The following is a 12,193-nucleotide window of genomic DNA, read 5'->3' on the forward strand; positions in this document are numbered from 1 at the left end:
GTTGTCAGTGCGGCTTGATAAACCTTGCGGACATCAGCCGTCCCCAGGATCAGGAGCTCAGGGCCATGTACGGTGCGCAGCATCTGCACGAGTTCGGCGGCCTTCCCGCCGTCGACTACCAACACACGGACGACCCGGCCGCCCGGCCCGCCGCCGACGCCGTGGCCTGGCGCGTCTCCGTCGATCCGTACGGCGACGAGGGCCGGGACCGGCCCTGGGCGGAGGAGTTCGCCGCCTTCCTGGACGCGGTCGACCCGGCCGGGGTCAGGGCCCTGATCATCGGCCAGTGGGGCGAGGCGTACGAGGAGGACTCCGCCGTCCCGATCGGCCTGGTGATCGCCGCCGCCGACCGGCTGACCTCGCTGGAGGCGGTGTTCGTCGGGGATCTGGAGGCGGAACAGGCCGAGATCACCTGGATCGAGCAGTCCGATGTCACGGCGCTGCTGGCCGCCTTCCCCGCGCTGACCGAGTTCGGGGCGCGGGGCGGCACCGGTCTGGTGTTCCCGCCGACGAAACACGAGCGGCTGCGGGCGCTGACCGTCCAGGCGGGCGGTCTGCCCGTCGGGGTGGTCCGGGGGGTGCTGGACAGCGAACTGCCCTCCCTGGAGCGGCTGGATCTCTGGCTCGGTGTGTCGGCCTACGAGGGCGACACCGAGGTGGCGGACCTCGCGCCACTGCTCTCGGGCACCCGGTTCCCCCGCCTGCACCACCTGGGACTGCGCAACAGCGAGGTGGCGAACGAGATCGCGGCGGCCCTCGCGTCGGCGCCGGTCGTCGCCCGGCTCAGGACGCTCGACCTGTCGAACGGGACGCTGGGCGACGAGGGTGCGGCCGCGCTCCTGGAGGGGCAGCCGCTCACCCATCTCGACGTGCTCGATCTCCACCACCACTTCCTCACCGAGGCGATGGAGCAGCGGGTCCGCTCGGCCCTGGAGCCGTACGGGGTGCGCGTCGACCTGTCCCAGCGAAACGAGCCGTGGGGCGGCCGCGGCGTCGAGGGCCGCTACACCGCCGTCTCGGAGTGAGGTGTCATGACGTACATCGACATTCAGCACCCTGAGCGCTTCCACGGTCTGCCGGTCCACACACCGGCGCCGTCCGTGCCCCTGCCCGCCGCCGACGCGGTGGCCTGGCGGCTGGAGTGCGACTACGACGAGCAGACGGACTTCGCCGTCCTGTGGCAGCAGTTCCTGGACACCGTGGACACCACGCGGGTCCGCGCGCTCCTCATCGGCCCCTGGTGGCGTGAGGACTACACCCCGTTCGCCCCGGTGCGGGACCTGATCGTCGCCCACGCGGACCGCTTCCCGGCCCTGCGGGGGCTCTTCCTCGCCGATGTGGTGGGCGAGGAGTGCGAGGTGTCGTGGCTGCGCATGTGCGACATCACGGCGGTGCTGGAGGCGTTTCCGTCGCTGGAGGAGTTCACCGTACGCGGCTGCGGCCAGGAAGGGCTGGTGCTGCGGCCGATCCGTCATACGGCGCTGAAGTCGCTGCGCTTCGAGTCCGGTGGCCTGCCCGGCGGTCTGGTACGGGCGGTCGCCGCGAGCGAACTGCCCGCGCTGGAGCGGCTGGACCTGTGGTTCGGCAGTTCCTGGTACGGCGCCGACGCCACGGTCGACGACATCCGGCCGGTCCTGTCGGGCGGCGCGTTCCCCCGGCTGCGCCATCTGGGCCTCCAGAACAGCGAGCTCCAGGACGAGATCGCGGCGGCCGTGGCGGCCGCGCCCGTCGTCGCCCAGCTGGAGACCCTCGCGCTCTCCATGGGCACCCTCAGCGACACGGGCGGCGAGGCGCTGCTCAACGGGCAGCCGCTGAACCATCTGGCCACGCTCGACCTGCGCCATCACTTCCTCACCGGCCCGGTGCTGGACCGGATCAGGGCCGCGTGTGCCCCGGCCGTGGTCGAGGGCGGCGAGGCCGAGGAGGACGACGGGGACCCGGACGAGGAACCGGAGCGCTATGTCGCCGTCAGCGAATAGCCGCGCAGGCGGGGCGGCCCCGCGCTTCGTGGTCGTGGGCAATCCGGAGAACCGCCGGGTCGCCTTCTTCCGGGAGGCCGTGCGCGCCGCCGGACTGCCCCCGGTCCGGGTGGTGTCCTGGCTCCAGGTGCTGGGCGGCGAGGCGGTGTTCGGGCCGGGCGAGACCGTACGGATCGACTCGCCCGGTGAGGACGCGGAGGTGGAGCGGCTGCTGCGCGGGGTCGACGACCCGACCCGGGTGGAGGGTTCGGCGCGGTGGTACGCCGGGTTCCTCGCGGCGGTGGGCGAGGTGGCACGGGCGGCCTCGGCGGCCGGTGCCGAGCTGCTCGCCTCCCCCGGTGACCTCGCCGCGCTCTTCGACAAGCGGCTCTGCCATGCCCTCCTGGCGGGTGCGGGGGTCCCGGTGCCCGCCTCGCCCACGTCCGGGCCCCGCGCGGCCGAGGTGCGGGGCTGGTCGGACGTACGGGCGCTGATGGCGGAGCACCGGATGCCCCGGGCGTTCGTGAAGCTCGCCCACGGCTCCTCCGCCTCGGGGGTGCTGGCCGTGGAGACGGCAGGTCCCGGCCGGGTCCGGGCGAGCACGTCGGTGGAGCGGGACGCCGAGGGGCGACTGTTCAACTCGCTCCGGGTCCGCCGGTACACCACGGAGCAGGAGGTGGGCGCCCTCGTGGACGCGCTCGCCCCGGACGGGCTGCACATCGAGCGCTGGCTGCCGAAGGCCTCCCAGCGGGGGCGGGCCGCCGATCTGCGGATCGTGGTGGTCGGCGGCCGGGCGACTCACGCCGTCGTCCGCACCAGCCTCTCCCCCATGACCAACCTCCATCTCGGGGGCGCCCGCGGCGATCTCGACGAGGTCCGGGCCGCCGTGTCGGCGGTGGGCGGTTCCTGGCGCGAGGCGCTGGCGATCTGCGAGCGGGCCGCCGCCTGCTTCCCCGGGACGCTCTGTGTGGGCGTCGATCTGCTGCCCGGGGCCGGCTGGCGGCGCTTCGCCGTCGGCGAGGTCAACGCCTTCGGCGATCTGCTGCCCGGGCTGACCGGTCTGCCGGGCAGTGGTGCCGAGGGGCTGGACACCTATGCGGCGCAGGTCGCCGCCGTACTGGACCGAACGAGGAACGACCATGCCGTCACATCTCCCTGACCCCGCCACCGCCTCGGGCCGACCCGATATGACCGAGGTCGTGGGCAGCCATGACCTGCTGCTGGTCACCCTGGACACCCTGCGCCACGACGTCGCCGTCGAGCTGGCCGCCGCCGGGCGCATCCCTCACCTGGCCGCCCATCTGCCCGGCGGCGCATGGGAGAAGCGGCACGCGCCGGGCAGCTTCACCTATGCCTCGCACCAGGCGATGTTCGCCGGGTTCCTGCCGACGCCCGCCGCCCCCGGCCCGCATCCGAGGCTGTTCGCGGCCCGGTTCGCGGGCAGTGAGACGACGGCGGACGGCACGTTCGTCTTCGACACCCCGGACCTGGTGTCGGGTCTGGCCGCCGAGGGGTACCGCACGGTGTGTATCGGCGGCGTCGGCTTCTTCAACCGGCAGGGGCCGCTGGGGTCGGTGCTGCCCGGGATGTTCCAGGAGAGCCACTGGGAGCCGGAGTTCGGCGTCGCGTCACCGACCTCGTTCGAGGCGCAGGTGACCCGGGCCGAGAAGGTCGTGGCAGAGCTCCCGCAGGAGCAGCGGCTCTTCCTCTTCGTCAATGTGTCCGCACTGCACCAGCCGAACTGGTTCCACACCCCGGGCGCAACCCGCGAGGCGGGCGACTCCCGGGCCACCCACGCGGCCGCCCTGGAGTACGTCGACCGGCACATCGGCCGCCTCTTCGCCGCCGCGAGCAGCCGCCGCCGCTGCTTCGCCGTCGTCTGCTCCGACCACGGCACCGCCTACGGCGACGACGGCTACACCGGTCACCGGCTCGGCCACGAAGCCGTCTGGACCGTGCCGTACGCCCACTTCTTCCTCGAACCGGGGGCCGCCCGATGACCACCGCCACCACCAGCAACAGCGCTCCCGCCCCGCCCGCCGTCCGGCCGTACGAGAGCTACGTCTACGCCTATCCGCACAAGACGGCCTACCGTCCGCTCCCTGCCCCACCCCCGCTGCGCGAACTGTGGGCGGCCGAGCCCAGGAACGCCCTCTCGCTCTACCTGCACATACCGTTCTGCGAGGTCCGCTGCGGCTTCTGCAACCTGTTCACCCGGATCGGGGCGCCCGAGGAGCTGACGACCCGCTATCTCGACGCCCTGGACCGGCAGGCCGTGGCCGTACGGGACGCGCTCGGCGACGACGAGCCGGTACGGTTCGCGGCGGCGGCCTTCGGCGGCGGAACGCCCACCTTCCTGACGGCGGGCGAGCTGGAGCGGCTCTGCGGCATAGCGGAGAAGCGGATGGGCGCCGACCTGCTCGCGGTGCCGCTGTCGGTGGAGACCTCCCCGTCCACCGCGACCGCCGACCGGCTGGCGGTGCTGGCGGACCGGGGCACGACCCGGATCAGCATCGGTGTGCAGAGCTTCGTGGACGAGGAGGCACGGGCCGCCGTACGCCCGCAGCGCCGGGCCGAGGTGGAGGGTGCCCTCGGCCGGATCCGGGACGCCCGGATACCTGTGCTGAACATCGACCTGATCTACGGCATCGACGGCCAGACCGAGCGCACCTGGCTCACCTCGCTCAACGCCGCGCTGGCCTGGGAGCCCGAGGAGCTGTATCTCTACCCGCTCTACGTCCGCCCGCTGACCGGACTGCACCGGCTGGGTGGCAAGGCCGGTCCGGAGGCGGAGGCCCGCGAGCAGGCGGCCTGGGACGAGCAGCGGCTGCGGCTCTACGCGGTGGGCCGGGACCATCTGCTGGCGCGCGGCTACGAACAGGTGTCCATGCGGATGTTCCGGCGGGCCGACGCACCCCAGGAGGGCCCCGAGGACTACGCCTGCCAGACCGACGGCATGATCGGCCTGGGCTGCGGGGCCCGCTCCTACACGTCCGCCCTGCACTACTCCTTCGACTACGCGGTCGACATGCGGGAGATCCGGAACATCATCGACGACTTCACCGCCACCGAGGACTTCTCCCGGGCCCAGGTCGGGCGGTACGTCGACACGGCCGAGGCCCGCAGGCGCCATCTCCTCCAGTCCCTCCTCCAGGCGGCGGGGCTGCCCGTGGACGACTACCGCGCCCGCTTCGGCACGGACCCCCGCGAGGACTTCCCCGCCGAGCTGGAGCGGTTCGCCGCCCTGGGCTGGCTGGACACACGGGCCCCGGAGGGGCTGCTGCGGCTCTCCCCGCCGGGCCTGGCCCACTCGGACGCGCTGGGGCCCGCGCTGTTCTCCCCCGGGGTGCGGGCCGCGATGGCCGCGTACGAGCGGAAGTGAGCCCGCCGTGGACCTGACCATCCTCTACCGGGGCCCGCTGGCCTCGTGCGACTACGACTGCCCGTACTGCCCGTTCGCCAAGCGGCGGGACAGCCGGGCGCAGTTGACCTCCGACCGGGAGGCGCTGGAGCGGTTCACCGCGTGGGCGGCGGCGCAGACCGGTGACCGGCTCTCCGTGCTGTTCACCCCCTGGGGCGAGGGGCTGGTGCGGTCCTGGTACCGGCGGGCGCTGACCGAGCTGTCGCAGCTCCCGCACATCGGCCGGGTCGCCATCCAGACGAACCTGAGCGGCCGCACCGCCTGGCTGGCGGACGCCGATCCGGAGCGGATCGCGCTCTGGTGCACGTACCACCCGGGGCAGACACCGTACGAGCGGTTCCTCGGCAAGTGCCGGGAGCTGTCTCGGCAGGGCATCCGTTACAGCGTGGGCGTGGTGGGGTTCGAGGCCCATCTCGGCGAGGCGCGGCGGCTGCGGGCGGCGCTGCCCGCCGAGGTCTACCTCTGGGTGAACGCCGCCGAGGGGCGGACGTACACCGACGAGGAGGCGGCCCGCTGGACGGAGCTGGACCCGCTCTTCCCGTACAGCAGGCATCCGCACCGCTCGGCCGGGCTGCCCTGCCGGACGGGCGAGTCGGTGATCTCGGTGGACGGGGACGGCACGGTGCGGCGCTGTCACTTCGTCAGGGCCGAGCTGGGCAACCTCTACGACGGCAGCTACCGCCGGGCGCTCGGCCCCCGGGCCTGTCCGCTCGCCGTGTGCGACTGCCACATCGGCTATGTGCACCTGGAGACGCTGCCGCTGTACGACGTGTTCGCGGGCGGCGTCCTGGAGCGGATACCGGCGGGGCCGGGCGCGGGCCCGGCGCCGGACGGGCCCATGGCCCCGGGTCCGGGCCCGTCCCGGCGTACGCTCCCCCTGCTCGGCCCCTGAGGTCTACAGCGGCAGCAGGTCCGGCCGCTTCGCCTCGACGTGGTCGCCGGACGATTCGCCGCGCAACCGCCGGCCGATCCACGGCACGAGGTACTCCCGCGCCCACTGGATGTTGTCGCGCCGCTCGTCGAAGGGGCTGCGCTGGGCCTGCGGCGGCCAGGGCTGGTCCGGGTCGGCCGGCACCTCGTGGCCGAGGACCTGGGCGGCGCGCAGCGCGACCCGGGTGTGGCCCTCGGGCGAGAGGTGGAGCCGGTCGGCGTCCCACGCGCGCCGGTCCTGGACCGAGCGCAGCGACCACAGGTCGAGCACGGGGCAGTGGTAGCGGTCGGCGATGGCCCGCAGATGGACGTTGTACGTGGCGATCTTGCCGCGCATGTGGCGCAGCACCGGAACGCCCCGGGTGTCGAACCCGGTGGTGACCATGACCGTGCCGACCGCGCCGGTCAGCTCCGCGACGGCCCGTTCGAAGCGCTCGGCCAGGTCGTCGGGGTCGGCGCCGGGCCGGATGATGTCGTTGCCGCCCGCGCAGAAGCTGACCAGGTCGGGGGCCAGTTCCTTGGCGCGGGGGATCTGCTCCTCGACGATCTGGTCGAGGAGGCGTCCGCGTACGGCGAGATTGGCGTAACGGAAATTCCCGTGCCGGGTTCCGTCCGGGTCGGTCGCCGCGTCGGGGGCCGGGAGCCGGTCGGCGAGGAGAACCGCGAAGCGGTCCGCCCAGCCGACGAAGGTGCCGTCGGGGCCGGGATCTCCGACGCCCTCCGTGAAACTGTCCCCGATCGCCGCGTACGACCCGATGATGTTCTGCTGCTGGGTTCTCGAATCGTCTGCCACAAGGCCATATCCTGCACCGTTCAATGTGACCTACGCGACCGTAATACGGGGTTGACGGGTGGTGAGATAGACCACCCGGTCAGATTTGGGTAAAGGCGGAATAAGTGGAGGGGCGGTGCGCCGCCGCGCACCGCCCCTCGATCACTTCATGCCGTCTCGATCACTTCACGCCGTCCGGAACGGCTGCCCCCGGGTCAGAGGGAGACGCCGTGCTGCCGCAGGTAGGCGACCGGGTCGACGTCGGAGCCGTAGCCCGGGCCGGTGCGGACCTCGAAGTGGAGGTGCGGGCCGGTGGAGTTGCCGGTGGAGCCGGAGAGGCCGATCTGCTGGCCGCCGGTGACGGTCTGCCCGGCGGAGACGCTCAGCGAGGACTGGTGGGCGTACTGGGAGTACATGCCGTCCTCGTGCTTGATGACGACCTCGTTGCCGTACGAACCGCTCCAGCCGGCCGAGACCACGGTGCCCGGGCCGATGGCGCGGATCGGGGTGCCGGAGGCGGCCCGGAAGTCGGAGCCGGTGTGGTAGCCGCTGGACCAGCTGGCGCCGGAGGCGCGGTACTGGGTGGTGACTTGGGCGTTGTCCAGCGGGGCGGTCCAGCCGGAGCCGGTGGACTCGGAGGAGCCGGTCTGCGTGGAGGTTCCGGTCTGCGCGGCGGCGTCCGACTCGTCGGCCGAGAGAACGTCCGCCTTCGGAGCAGCGGCCTTCGGAGCAGCCTTCGGGGCCTGCTTCGGCGCGGCCTGGGTGGCCGGCTGGGCCTTCTTCGGCGCGGCCTTCGGGGCAGCGGCCCGGGGAGCCGGGGCGGCCTTGTCGGCCTCCGAAGGAGCGGCGGAGCCGGACGCCTTGGCGCCGAGGGTGAGCTTCATGCCCGGGAAGATCAGGCTGGGGTTCTCGCCGACGGTGGAGCGGTTGTCCTGGTACAGCTTCTGCCAGCCGCCCTTGACCTGGTGCTCGGCCGCGATCTTCGACAGGTAGTCGCCGGAGACGACGGCGTACGTCTTCGGGGCGGTCTTCGCCTTGGCGGGCGCGGCCTGCGGTGCGCTCTGCTCGGCGGCGGCCGTGGCGGCCGCGGGCTTGACGGCGGGGGCCGCCTTCTCCGCGGCGTGCGCGCCGGTGGCGCCGATCAGCGGGAGGGCGAGTACGGCGCCGCCGGTGCCCGCGGCGACGACGCCGCGGTGGATCGGGCCGGACTTGGTACGACGGTGCTTACCCTTTGCGGGCATGGGGAAGTTCCTCTCCGGCGCCTGCGAGGTGAGCTGTCGGGTTCGGGCTGGAGATGCCCGGCCGCCGGACGGCGGCTTCACCCCGAGCCGGTCCGGATCTCTCCGGGCCGGCGGCTTACCTGGTTCCCCCGCTCCTGCCACACGTGAGTGGGTGGGTGCGAATTCCGGGCGGCGGCAGGATTAGGCGGTCCGTCCGGATTGACGGTGACCGTAAACGAGTGAGGACGACGGGAACAAGCCGTCGGTTGCCTACCGGAATCATCGATTCAATTCCGCTCCGGATTTCCCGTCACACTCCGTGGATTACGGATCTTGGCTTTCCGTACGGAGACCGGGAAACCGCCGGGCCCCATCCGCCACGGTCCGTCACGGATATGATCCCGCTCACCCACGAAATCCCATCTCCCCCATTAGCGGGGCATGTTCTGCGAAATGCACCAATACGGACATGCCGTCGGCGCCACTCCTGACACCCCGTCAGTGGACCGATGATTTCCTGACGAATCGATGTCGTATCGTCACGGGAGCGCCCTCGCCGGAGAGCAGCGCCGATTCCAGACATTCCAGGAGCTACCGTGACGCAGCAGGTGCCACAGGTCCCGCCGACCGAGACCGCACTGACCGGAGTCCGCAACTTCCGCGATGTGGGCGGCCTGCCCACCGGGGACGGGCGGCGCACCGCCTTCGGCCGGCTCTACCGCAGCGGCCACCTGGCGCACGCCACCGCCGAGGACGCGCTCTTCCTCGGCGGGCTCGGGCTGCACACCGTCTTCGACTTCCGCAACTCCGCCGACCACCGGCTCGACGGGTTCGACATCGAGCTGGCCGGTGTCCGCAATGTCAGCATTCCGCTCTCCGACCCGGCCGACGGCGCCGAGTTCTGGCGGCTGGTGCGCGACGGGAACATCGAGCAGCTCCGCTCGGTCCTGGCGGACGGCAAGGGCGCCGAGCGCATGATCCGTATGTACCGGTCGACCATCGTGGACCGCACCGCCGAGCACAGCCGCGTCCTGCACGCCCTGGCGGAGGACAGCGTGCCCGCCCTGATGCACTGCGCGGCGGGCAAGGACCGGGCGGGGCTGTCGATCGCGGTCTCGCTGCTCGCGGTCGGCGTCGAGCGCGAGGCGATCGAGGCGGACTACCTCAAGTCCAACGATCCGCACCGCCGGTACAAGGTGAAGCGCACGGACATGTCCGAGATCGGGATGTCCCCCGAGGTGCTGGAGCTCCTCAACCCGCTCTTCGGCGCGCAGCCCGAGTACCTCGCGGCGGCGTTCGCGGCCATCGACGAGACCTGGGGCACGACGGACCGCTATCTGACGCAGGGGCTGAACGTCTCCCCCGAGACGCGGGAGCTGCTGCGCCTGCGACTGCTCGACCAGGGCTGAGGGATCGGCCGGGCGGTCACTCCGCGCCCGCCACCACGAAGAGCAGATAGAGGAAGGCCGCGATCACGTGGCCGACCACCAGGTAGGCGAAGAGCCGGATCACGAGACCGCGCGGCATCCGGCGTTCCTGTGAGTCCTTCGCGGCCTTGGGGTGACGCGGACTCAGCGGGTCATAGTGTTCGGAATCGGACATGACGGTCCTCTCTGACGGCCTCGCGGCCGATGGGGCGAAGGGGTCAGCGCGGGTGGAGGGGTCAGCGCGTATGGAGGGCGTTGCCGAGGCAGAGCTCGGCCGCCGGGCTCTGGAGCAGGGAGTGGACGAAGAGCAGCTCCGCCCCGCTCCGGTCCAGGGCCGCGATCCGGTGCGGGGTGAGCGAGTCGAAGTGGGCGCTGTCGCCCGGGTCCAGATCGTGCACGGTCTCCCCCAGCGCGACCCGCAGCCGCCCGCCGAGGACGTACAGCCACTCCTCACCGGGGTGCACCCGGACCAGATCGCCCTGGGCGCCGTACGGGACACGGACCCGCAGCGCCTGCATGGCGCGGCCGGGACTGCCTGCCCGCCGGTACATCCAGCCGTCGGCCTCGGCGCCCTCGAAGGCGCCGCCCCGGACGATCGCGTCCCGCTCGGGCGGCTTCTCGCCGAGCAGCTCGGAGACGGTCGTACCGTAGATACGGGCGAGGCCGAGCAGCATGGGCAGCGAGGGCTGTCTGCGGCCCGTCTCCAGCCGGGAGAGGTGGGCCGGGGAGAGTCCGGCCCGCTGAGCGGCGGTCTCCAGGGTCAGTCCGCGCCCTCGGCGCAGGTCGCGCAGTCGGGGTGCGACGCCGGGGATCTCCTCGGCCGCCTCTTCGTCCGGAGGGTTCATGTCTCCATTGGGCCAGGAACTTTCCTCCCGGGCAAATAAATTGCCCGGGAGGCAAAAACTCAGCGGTTGGCCACGGCCTGCTTGACCAGGGTCCGGCCGAAGTCCCACATCAGGCCGCCGCCGCTGTGCGCGTCGTCCATCACCTCGGTGAACGCCGCCACGAAGCGGTCCACCTCCGCCTCCCCGATGATCAGCGGCGGGATCAGCTTGATCACTTCCAGGTGGTCGCCGGAGACCTGGGTGAGGATGCGGTGCTTCTGGAGCAGCGGCACCACGACCATCTGGGCGAAGAGTCCCTTGCGGGCCGCCTGGAGCATGGTCCAGCGGCTGCGGAGCTTCAGCGAGGAGGGGCGGCCGAACTCGATGCCGATCATCAGCCCGCGCCCGCGCACCTCGTGCAGCAGCTCGTAGCGGTCCACCAGCGCCGTCAGCCGCTCCCGCAGCAGATCACCGGTCCGCCGGGCGTTCGCGACGGTCTCCTCGTCCTCCATGACCGTGAGCACCGCGAGCCCCGCCGCCATGGCCTGGGCGTTGGAGCCGAAGCTCGCGGAGTGGACGAGGACCCGGTCCATCGAGGAGTAGACCTTGCGGAAGATCCAGTCCTTGCCGAGCGTCGCGCCGACCGGGACGTAGCCGCCGGAGAGCGCCTTGGCCACGCAGACGAGGTCGGGCTCGACGCCGTCCTCGTGCTGGTAGGCGTAGAAGTCGCCGGTCCTGCCGAGCCCGGTCTGCACCTCGTCGGCGATCAGGAGGGCCTTGTGCCGGTGCAGCAGCTCCTGTGCCTCGCGCAGGAAGCCCGGTGGCGCGGCGTGCACGCCCTTGCCCTGGATCGGCTCGACGACCAGGGCCGCCACATCCCCGCGCTTCAGCTCCCGGCGCAGCGCGTCCAGGTCGCCGAGCGCGATCGGGGTGTCGGGCAGCAGCGGGGCGAAGCCGTCCCGGAAGCCGCTCTCGCCGTTGACGGAGAGGGAGCCGGTGGTCAGCCCGTGGAAGGCGTGGTCGCAGTAGAGGACGCGGGGCTTCCCGGTGGCGTACCGGGCGAACTTCAGGGCCGTCTCGACCGCCTCCGTACCACTGTTCCCGAAGAAGACGCGGTCCAGGTGCGGGCTGTGGCCGAGCAGCTTCTCGGCGAGCAGCCCGGGCAGCGGCTGGCAGTCGAAGCGGGTGAGGTCGGCGAGCTGGGCGTCGAGCACGTCGTGCAGGGCCTTGCGGACGACCGGGTGGTGCCGGCCGATGCCCATCACGCCGAACCCGGCGAGCATGTCGAGGTAGTCGTTGCCCTCCGCGTCCCAGAAGTACGCGCCCTCGGCCCGCTCGTAGACCTTGTCGAAGCCGATGGTGTGCAGCATGCGCGGCAGCTGGTGGTTGAGGTGGCGCGCATGCAGCTCGTACCGCTCGCCCCTGCGCTCCGCGAGGAGCCGTCCCAGGTCGAAGCCCTTCGGCCCGCCGTCCGTCATCGCCCGCCCTTCCCCTTCGTACGTCTCGTCGCGTCGGTACGTTCCTAGGGCCTGTCGTCAAACTGCCGTCGGCGCCCGAAGCGCGGCAGGCGGCGGTTTGTCGTCCGGGCCGGGGGGGCCGGGACGACCGGCCCCCGCGCCGTCAAGGGGTCAGCGGTTGCCC

General features: G+C 72.2%; 12 protein-coding genes and 1 riboswitch. Of the genes, 7 read left to right on the top strand and 5 right to left on the bottom strand.

Features of this window, described 5'->3' with window-relative positions; all coding sequences use genetic code 11:
• The first annotated feature begins 65 nt into the window (after positions 1–65).
• The 6 genes from ACFW9Z_RS33040 to ACFW9Z_RS33065 are packed head-to-tail and all read left to right on the top strand — an operon-like array spanning position 66 to position 6,271.
• Positions 66–1,025: an STM4015 family protein gene (locus ACFW9Z_RS33040; RefSeq protein WP_384646690.1), complete on the top strand. Its 960-nt coding sequence runs from the start codon at positions 66–68 to the stop codon at positions 1,023–1,025.
• A 6-nt stretch (positions 1,026–1,031) separates the two neighbouring features.
• Positions 1,032–1,979: an STM4015 family protein gene (locus ACFW9Z_RS33045; RefSeq protein ID WP_384646692.1), complete on the top strand. Its 948-nt coding sequence runs from the start codon at positions 1,032–1,034 to the stop codon at positions 1,977–1,979.
• Entirely contained in the window at positions 1,960–3,117 is a 1,158-nt protein-coding gene (locus tag ACFW9Z_RS33050) for an STM4014 family protein (protein WP_384646694.1), read from the top strand. The genes ACFW9Z_RS33045 and ACFW9Z_RS33050 overlap by 20 nt, the downstream gene beginning before the upstream one ends.
• 28 nt (positions 3,118–3,145) lie before the next feature.
• A complete protein-coding gene (locus ACFW9Z_RS33055; protein WP_384646725.1) occupies positions 3,146–3,958 on the top strand; it encodes an STM4013/SEN3800 family hydrolase in 813 nt (270 codons plus the stop codon).
• Complete coding sequence (locus tag ACFW9Z_RS33060; RefSeq protein ID WP_384646697.1) at positions 3,955–5,340, top strand: STM4012 family radical SAM protein; 1,386 nt, start codon at positions 3,955–3,957, stop codon at positions 5,338–5,340. Before ACFW9Z_RS33055 ends, ACFW9Z_RS33060 begins: the two co-directional genes overlap by 4 nt.
• 7 nt (positions 5,341–5,347) lie before the next feature.
• Entirely contained in the window at positions 5,348–6,271 is a 924-nt protein-coding gene (locus ACFW9Z_RS33065; RefSeq protein WP_384646699.1) for an STM4011 family radical SAM protein, read from the top strand.
• A 3-nt stretch (positions 6,272–6,274) separates the two neighbouring features.
• Here the strand turns inward: ACFW9Z_RS33065 and ACFW9Z_RS33070 are convergent, their stop codons facing one another.
• Both ACFW9Z_RS33070 and ACFW9Z_RS33075 read right to left on the bottom strand, forming a co-directional pair.
• Positions 6,275–7,102 (bottom strand): SGNH/GDSL hydrolase family protein, encoded by an 828-nt coding sequence (locus tag ACFW9Z_RS33070; protein WP_384646701.1) that lies wholly within the window; start codon positions 7,100–7,102, stop codon positions 6,275–6,277.
• Positions 7,103–7,296: 194 nt separating this feature from the next.
• Entirely contained in the window at positions 7,297–8,322 is a 1,026-nt protein-coding gene (locus ACFW9Z_RS33075; RefSeq protein WP_384646703.1) for a peptidoglycan DD-metalloendopeptidase family protein, read from the bottom strand.
• Between the two features lie 3 nt (positions 8,323–8,325).
• Positions 8,326–8,486: riboswitch (cyclic di-AMP (ydaO/yuaA leader) on the bottom strand.
• Positions 8,487–8,897: 411 nt separating this feature from the next.
• On the opposite strand from ACFW9Z_RS33075, the gene ACFW9Z_RS33080 reads away from it, so the two are divergent.
• Positions 8,898–9,710, top strand: coding sequence for a tyrosine-protein phosphatase (locus ACFW9Z_RS33080; RefSeq protein WP_384646705.1), 813 nt, complete (start codon positions 8,898–8,900; stop codon positions 9,708–9,710).
• A gap of 16 nt (positions 9,711–9,726) precedes the next feature.
• On the opposite strand, the gene ACFW9Z_RS33085 is transcribed toward ACFW9Z_RS33080, so the two are convergent.
• The 3 genes from ACFW9Z_RS33085 to ACFW9Z_RS33095 all read right to left on the bottom strand — a co-directional run bounded on the left by ACFW9Z_RS33085 (position 9,727) and on the right by ACFW9Z_RS33095 (position 12,030).
• Positions 9,727–9,903 (bottom strand): DUF6126 family protein, encoded by a 177-nt coding sequence (locus ACFW9Z_RS33085; RefSeq protein ID WP_384646707.1) that lies wholly within the window; start codon positions 9,901–9,903, stop codon positions 9,727–9,729.
• Between the two features lie 61 nt (positions 9,904–9,964).
• Complete coding sequence (locus ACFW9Z_RS33090; RefSeq protein WP_384646709.1) at positions 9,965–10,573, bottom strand: helix-turn-helix domain-containing protein; 609 nt, start codon at positions 10,571–10,573, stop codon at positions 9,965–9,967.
• A 59-nt stretch (positions 10,574–10,632) separates the two neighbouring features.
• Positions 10,633–12,030 (bottom strand): aspartate aminotransferase family protein, encoded by a 1,398-nt coding sequence (locus tag ACFW9Z_RS33095; RefSeq protein ID WP_384646711.1) that lies wholly within the window; start codon positions 12,028–12,030, stop codon positions 10,633–10,635.
• Positions 12,031–12,193 lie beyond the last annotated feature (163 nt).

This window comes from Streptomyces sp. NPDC059452, from assembly GCF_042750035.1.
In the GTDB taxonomy this organism is placed as follows: Bacteria; Actinomycetota; Actinomycetes; order Streptomycetales; family Streptomycetaceae; genus Streptomyces.

What these genes read in the sequence shown, in the direction of transcription:
- ACFW9Z_RS33060 (WP_384646697.1), top strand. Translation starts at nt 3,955, where the DNA reads ATGACCACCGCCACCACCAGCAACAGCGCTCCCGCCCCGCCCGCCGTC.
- ACFW9Z_RS33090 (WP_384646709.1), bottom strand. Translation starts at nt 10,573, where the DNA reads ATGAACCCTCCGGACGAAGAGGCGGCCGAGGAGATCCCCGGCGTCGCA.
- ACFW9Z_RS33045 (WP_384646692.1), top strand. Translation starts at nt 1,032, where the DNA reads ATGACGTACATCGACATTCAGCACCCTGAGCGCTTCCACGGTCTGCCG.
- ACFW9Z_RS33040 (WP_384646690.1), top strand. Translation starts at nt 66, where the DNA reads ATGTACGGTGCGCAGCATCTGCACGAGTTCGGCGGCCTTCCCGCCGTC.
- ACFW9Z_RS33085 (WP_384646707.1), bottom strand. Translation starts at nt 9,903, where the DNA reads ATGTCCGATTCCGAACACTATGACCCGCTGAGTCCGCGTCACCCCAAG.
- ACFW9Z_RS33055 (WP_384646725.1), top strand. Translation starts at nt 3,146, where the DNA reads ATGACCGAGGTCGTGGGCAGCCATGACCTGCTGCTGGTCACCCTGGAC.
- ACFW9Z_RS33050 (WP_384646694.1), top strand. Translation starts at nt 1,960, where the DNA reads ATGTCGCCGTCAGCGAATAGCCGCGCAGGCGGGGCGGCCCCGCGCTTC.
- ACFW9Z_RS33095 (WP_384646711.1), bottom strand. Translation starts at nt 12,030, where the DNA reads ATGACGGACGGCGGGCCGAAGGGCTTCGACCTGGGACGGCTCCTCGCG.
- ACFW9Z_RS33075 (WP_384646703.1), bottom strand. Translation starts at nt 8,322, where the DNA reads ATGCCCGCAAAGGGTAAGCACCGTCGTACCAAGTCCGGCCCGATCCAC.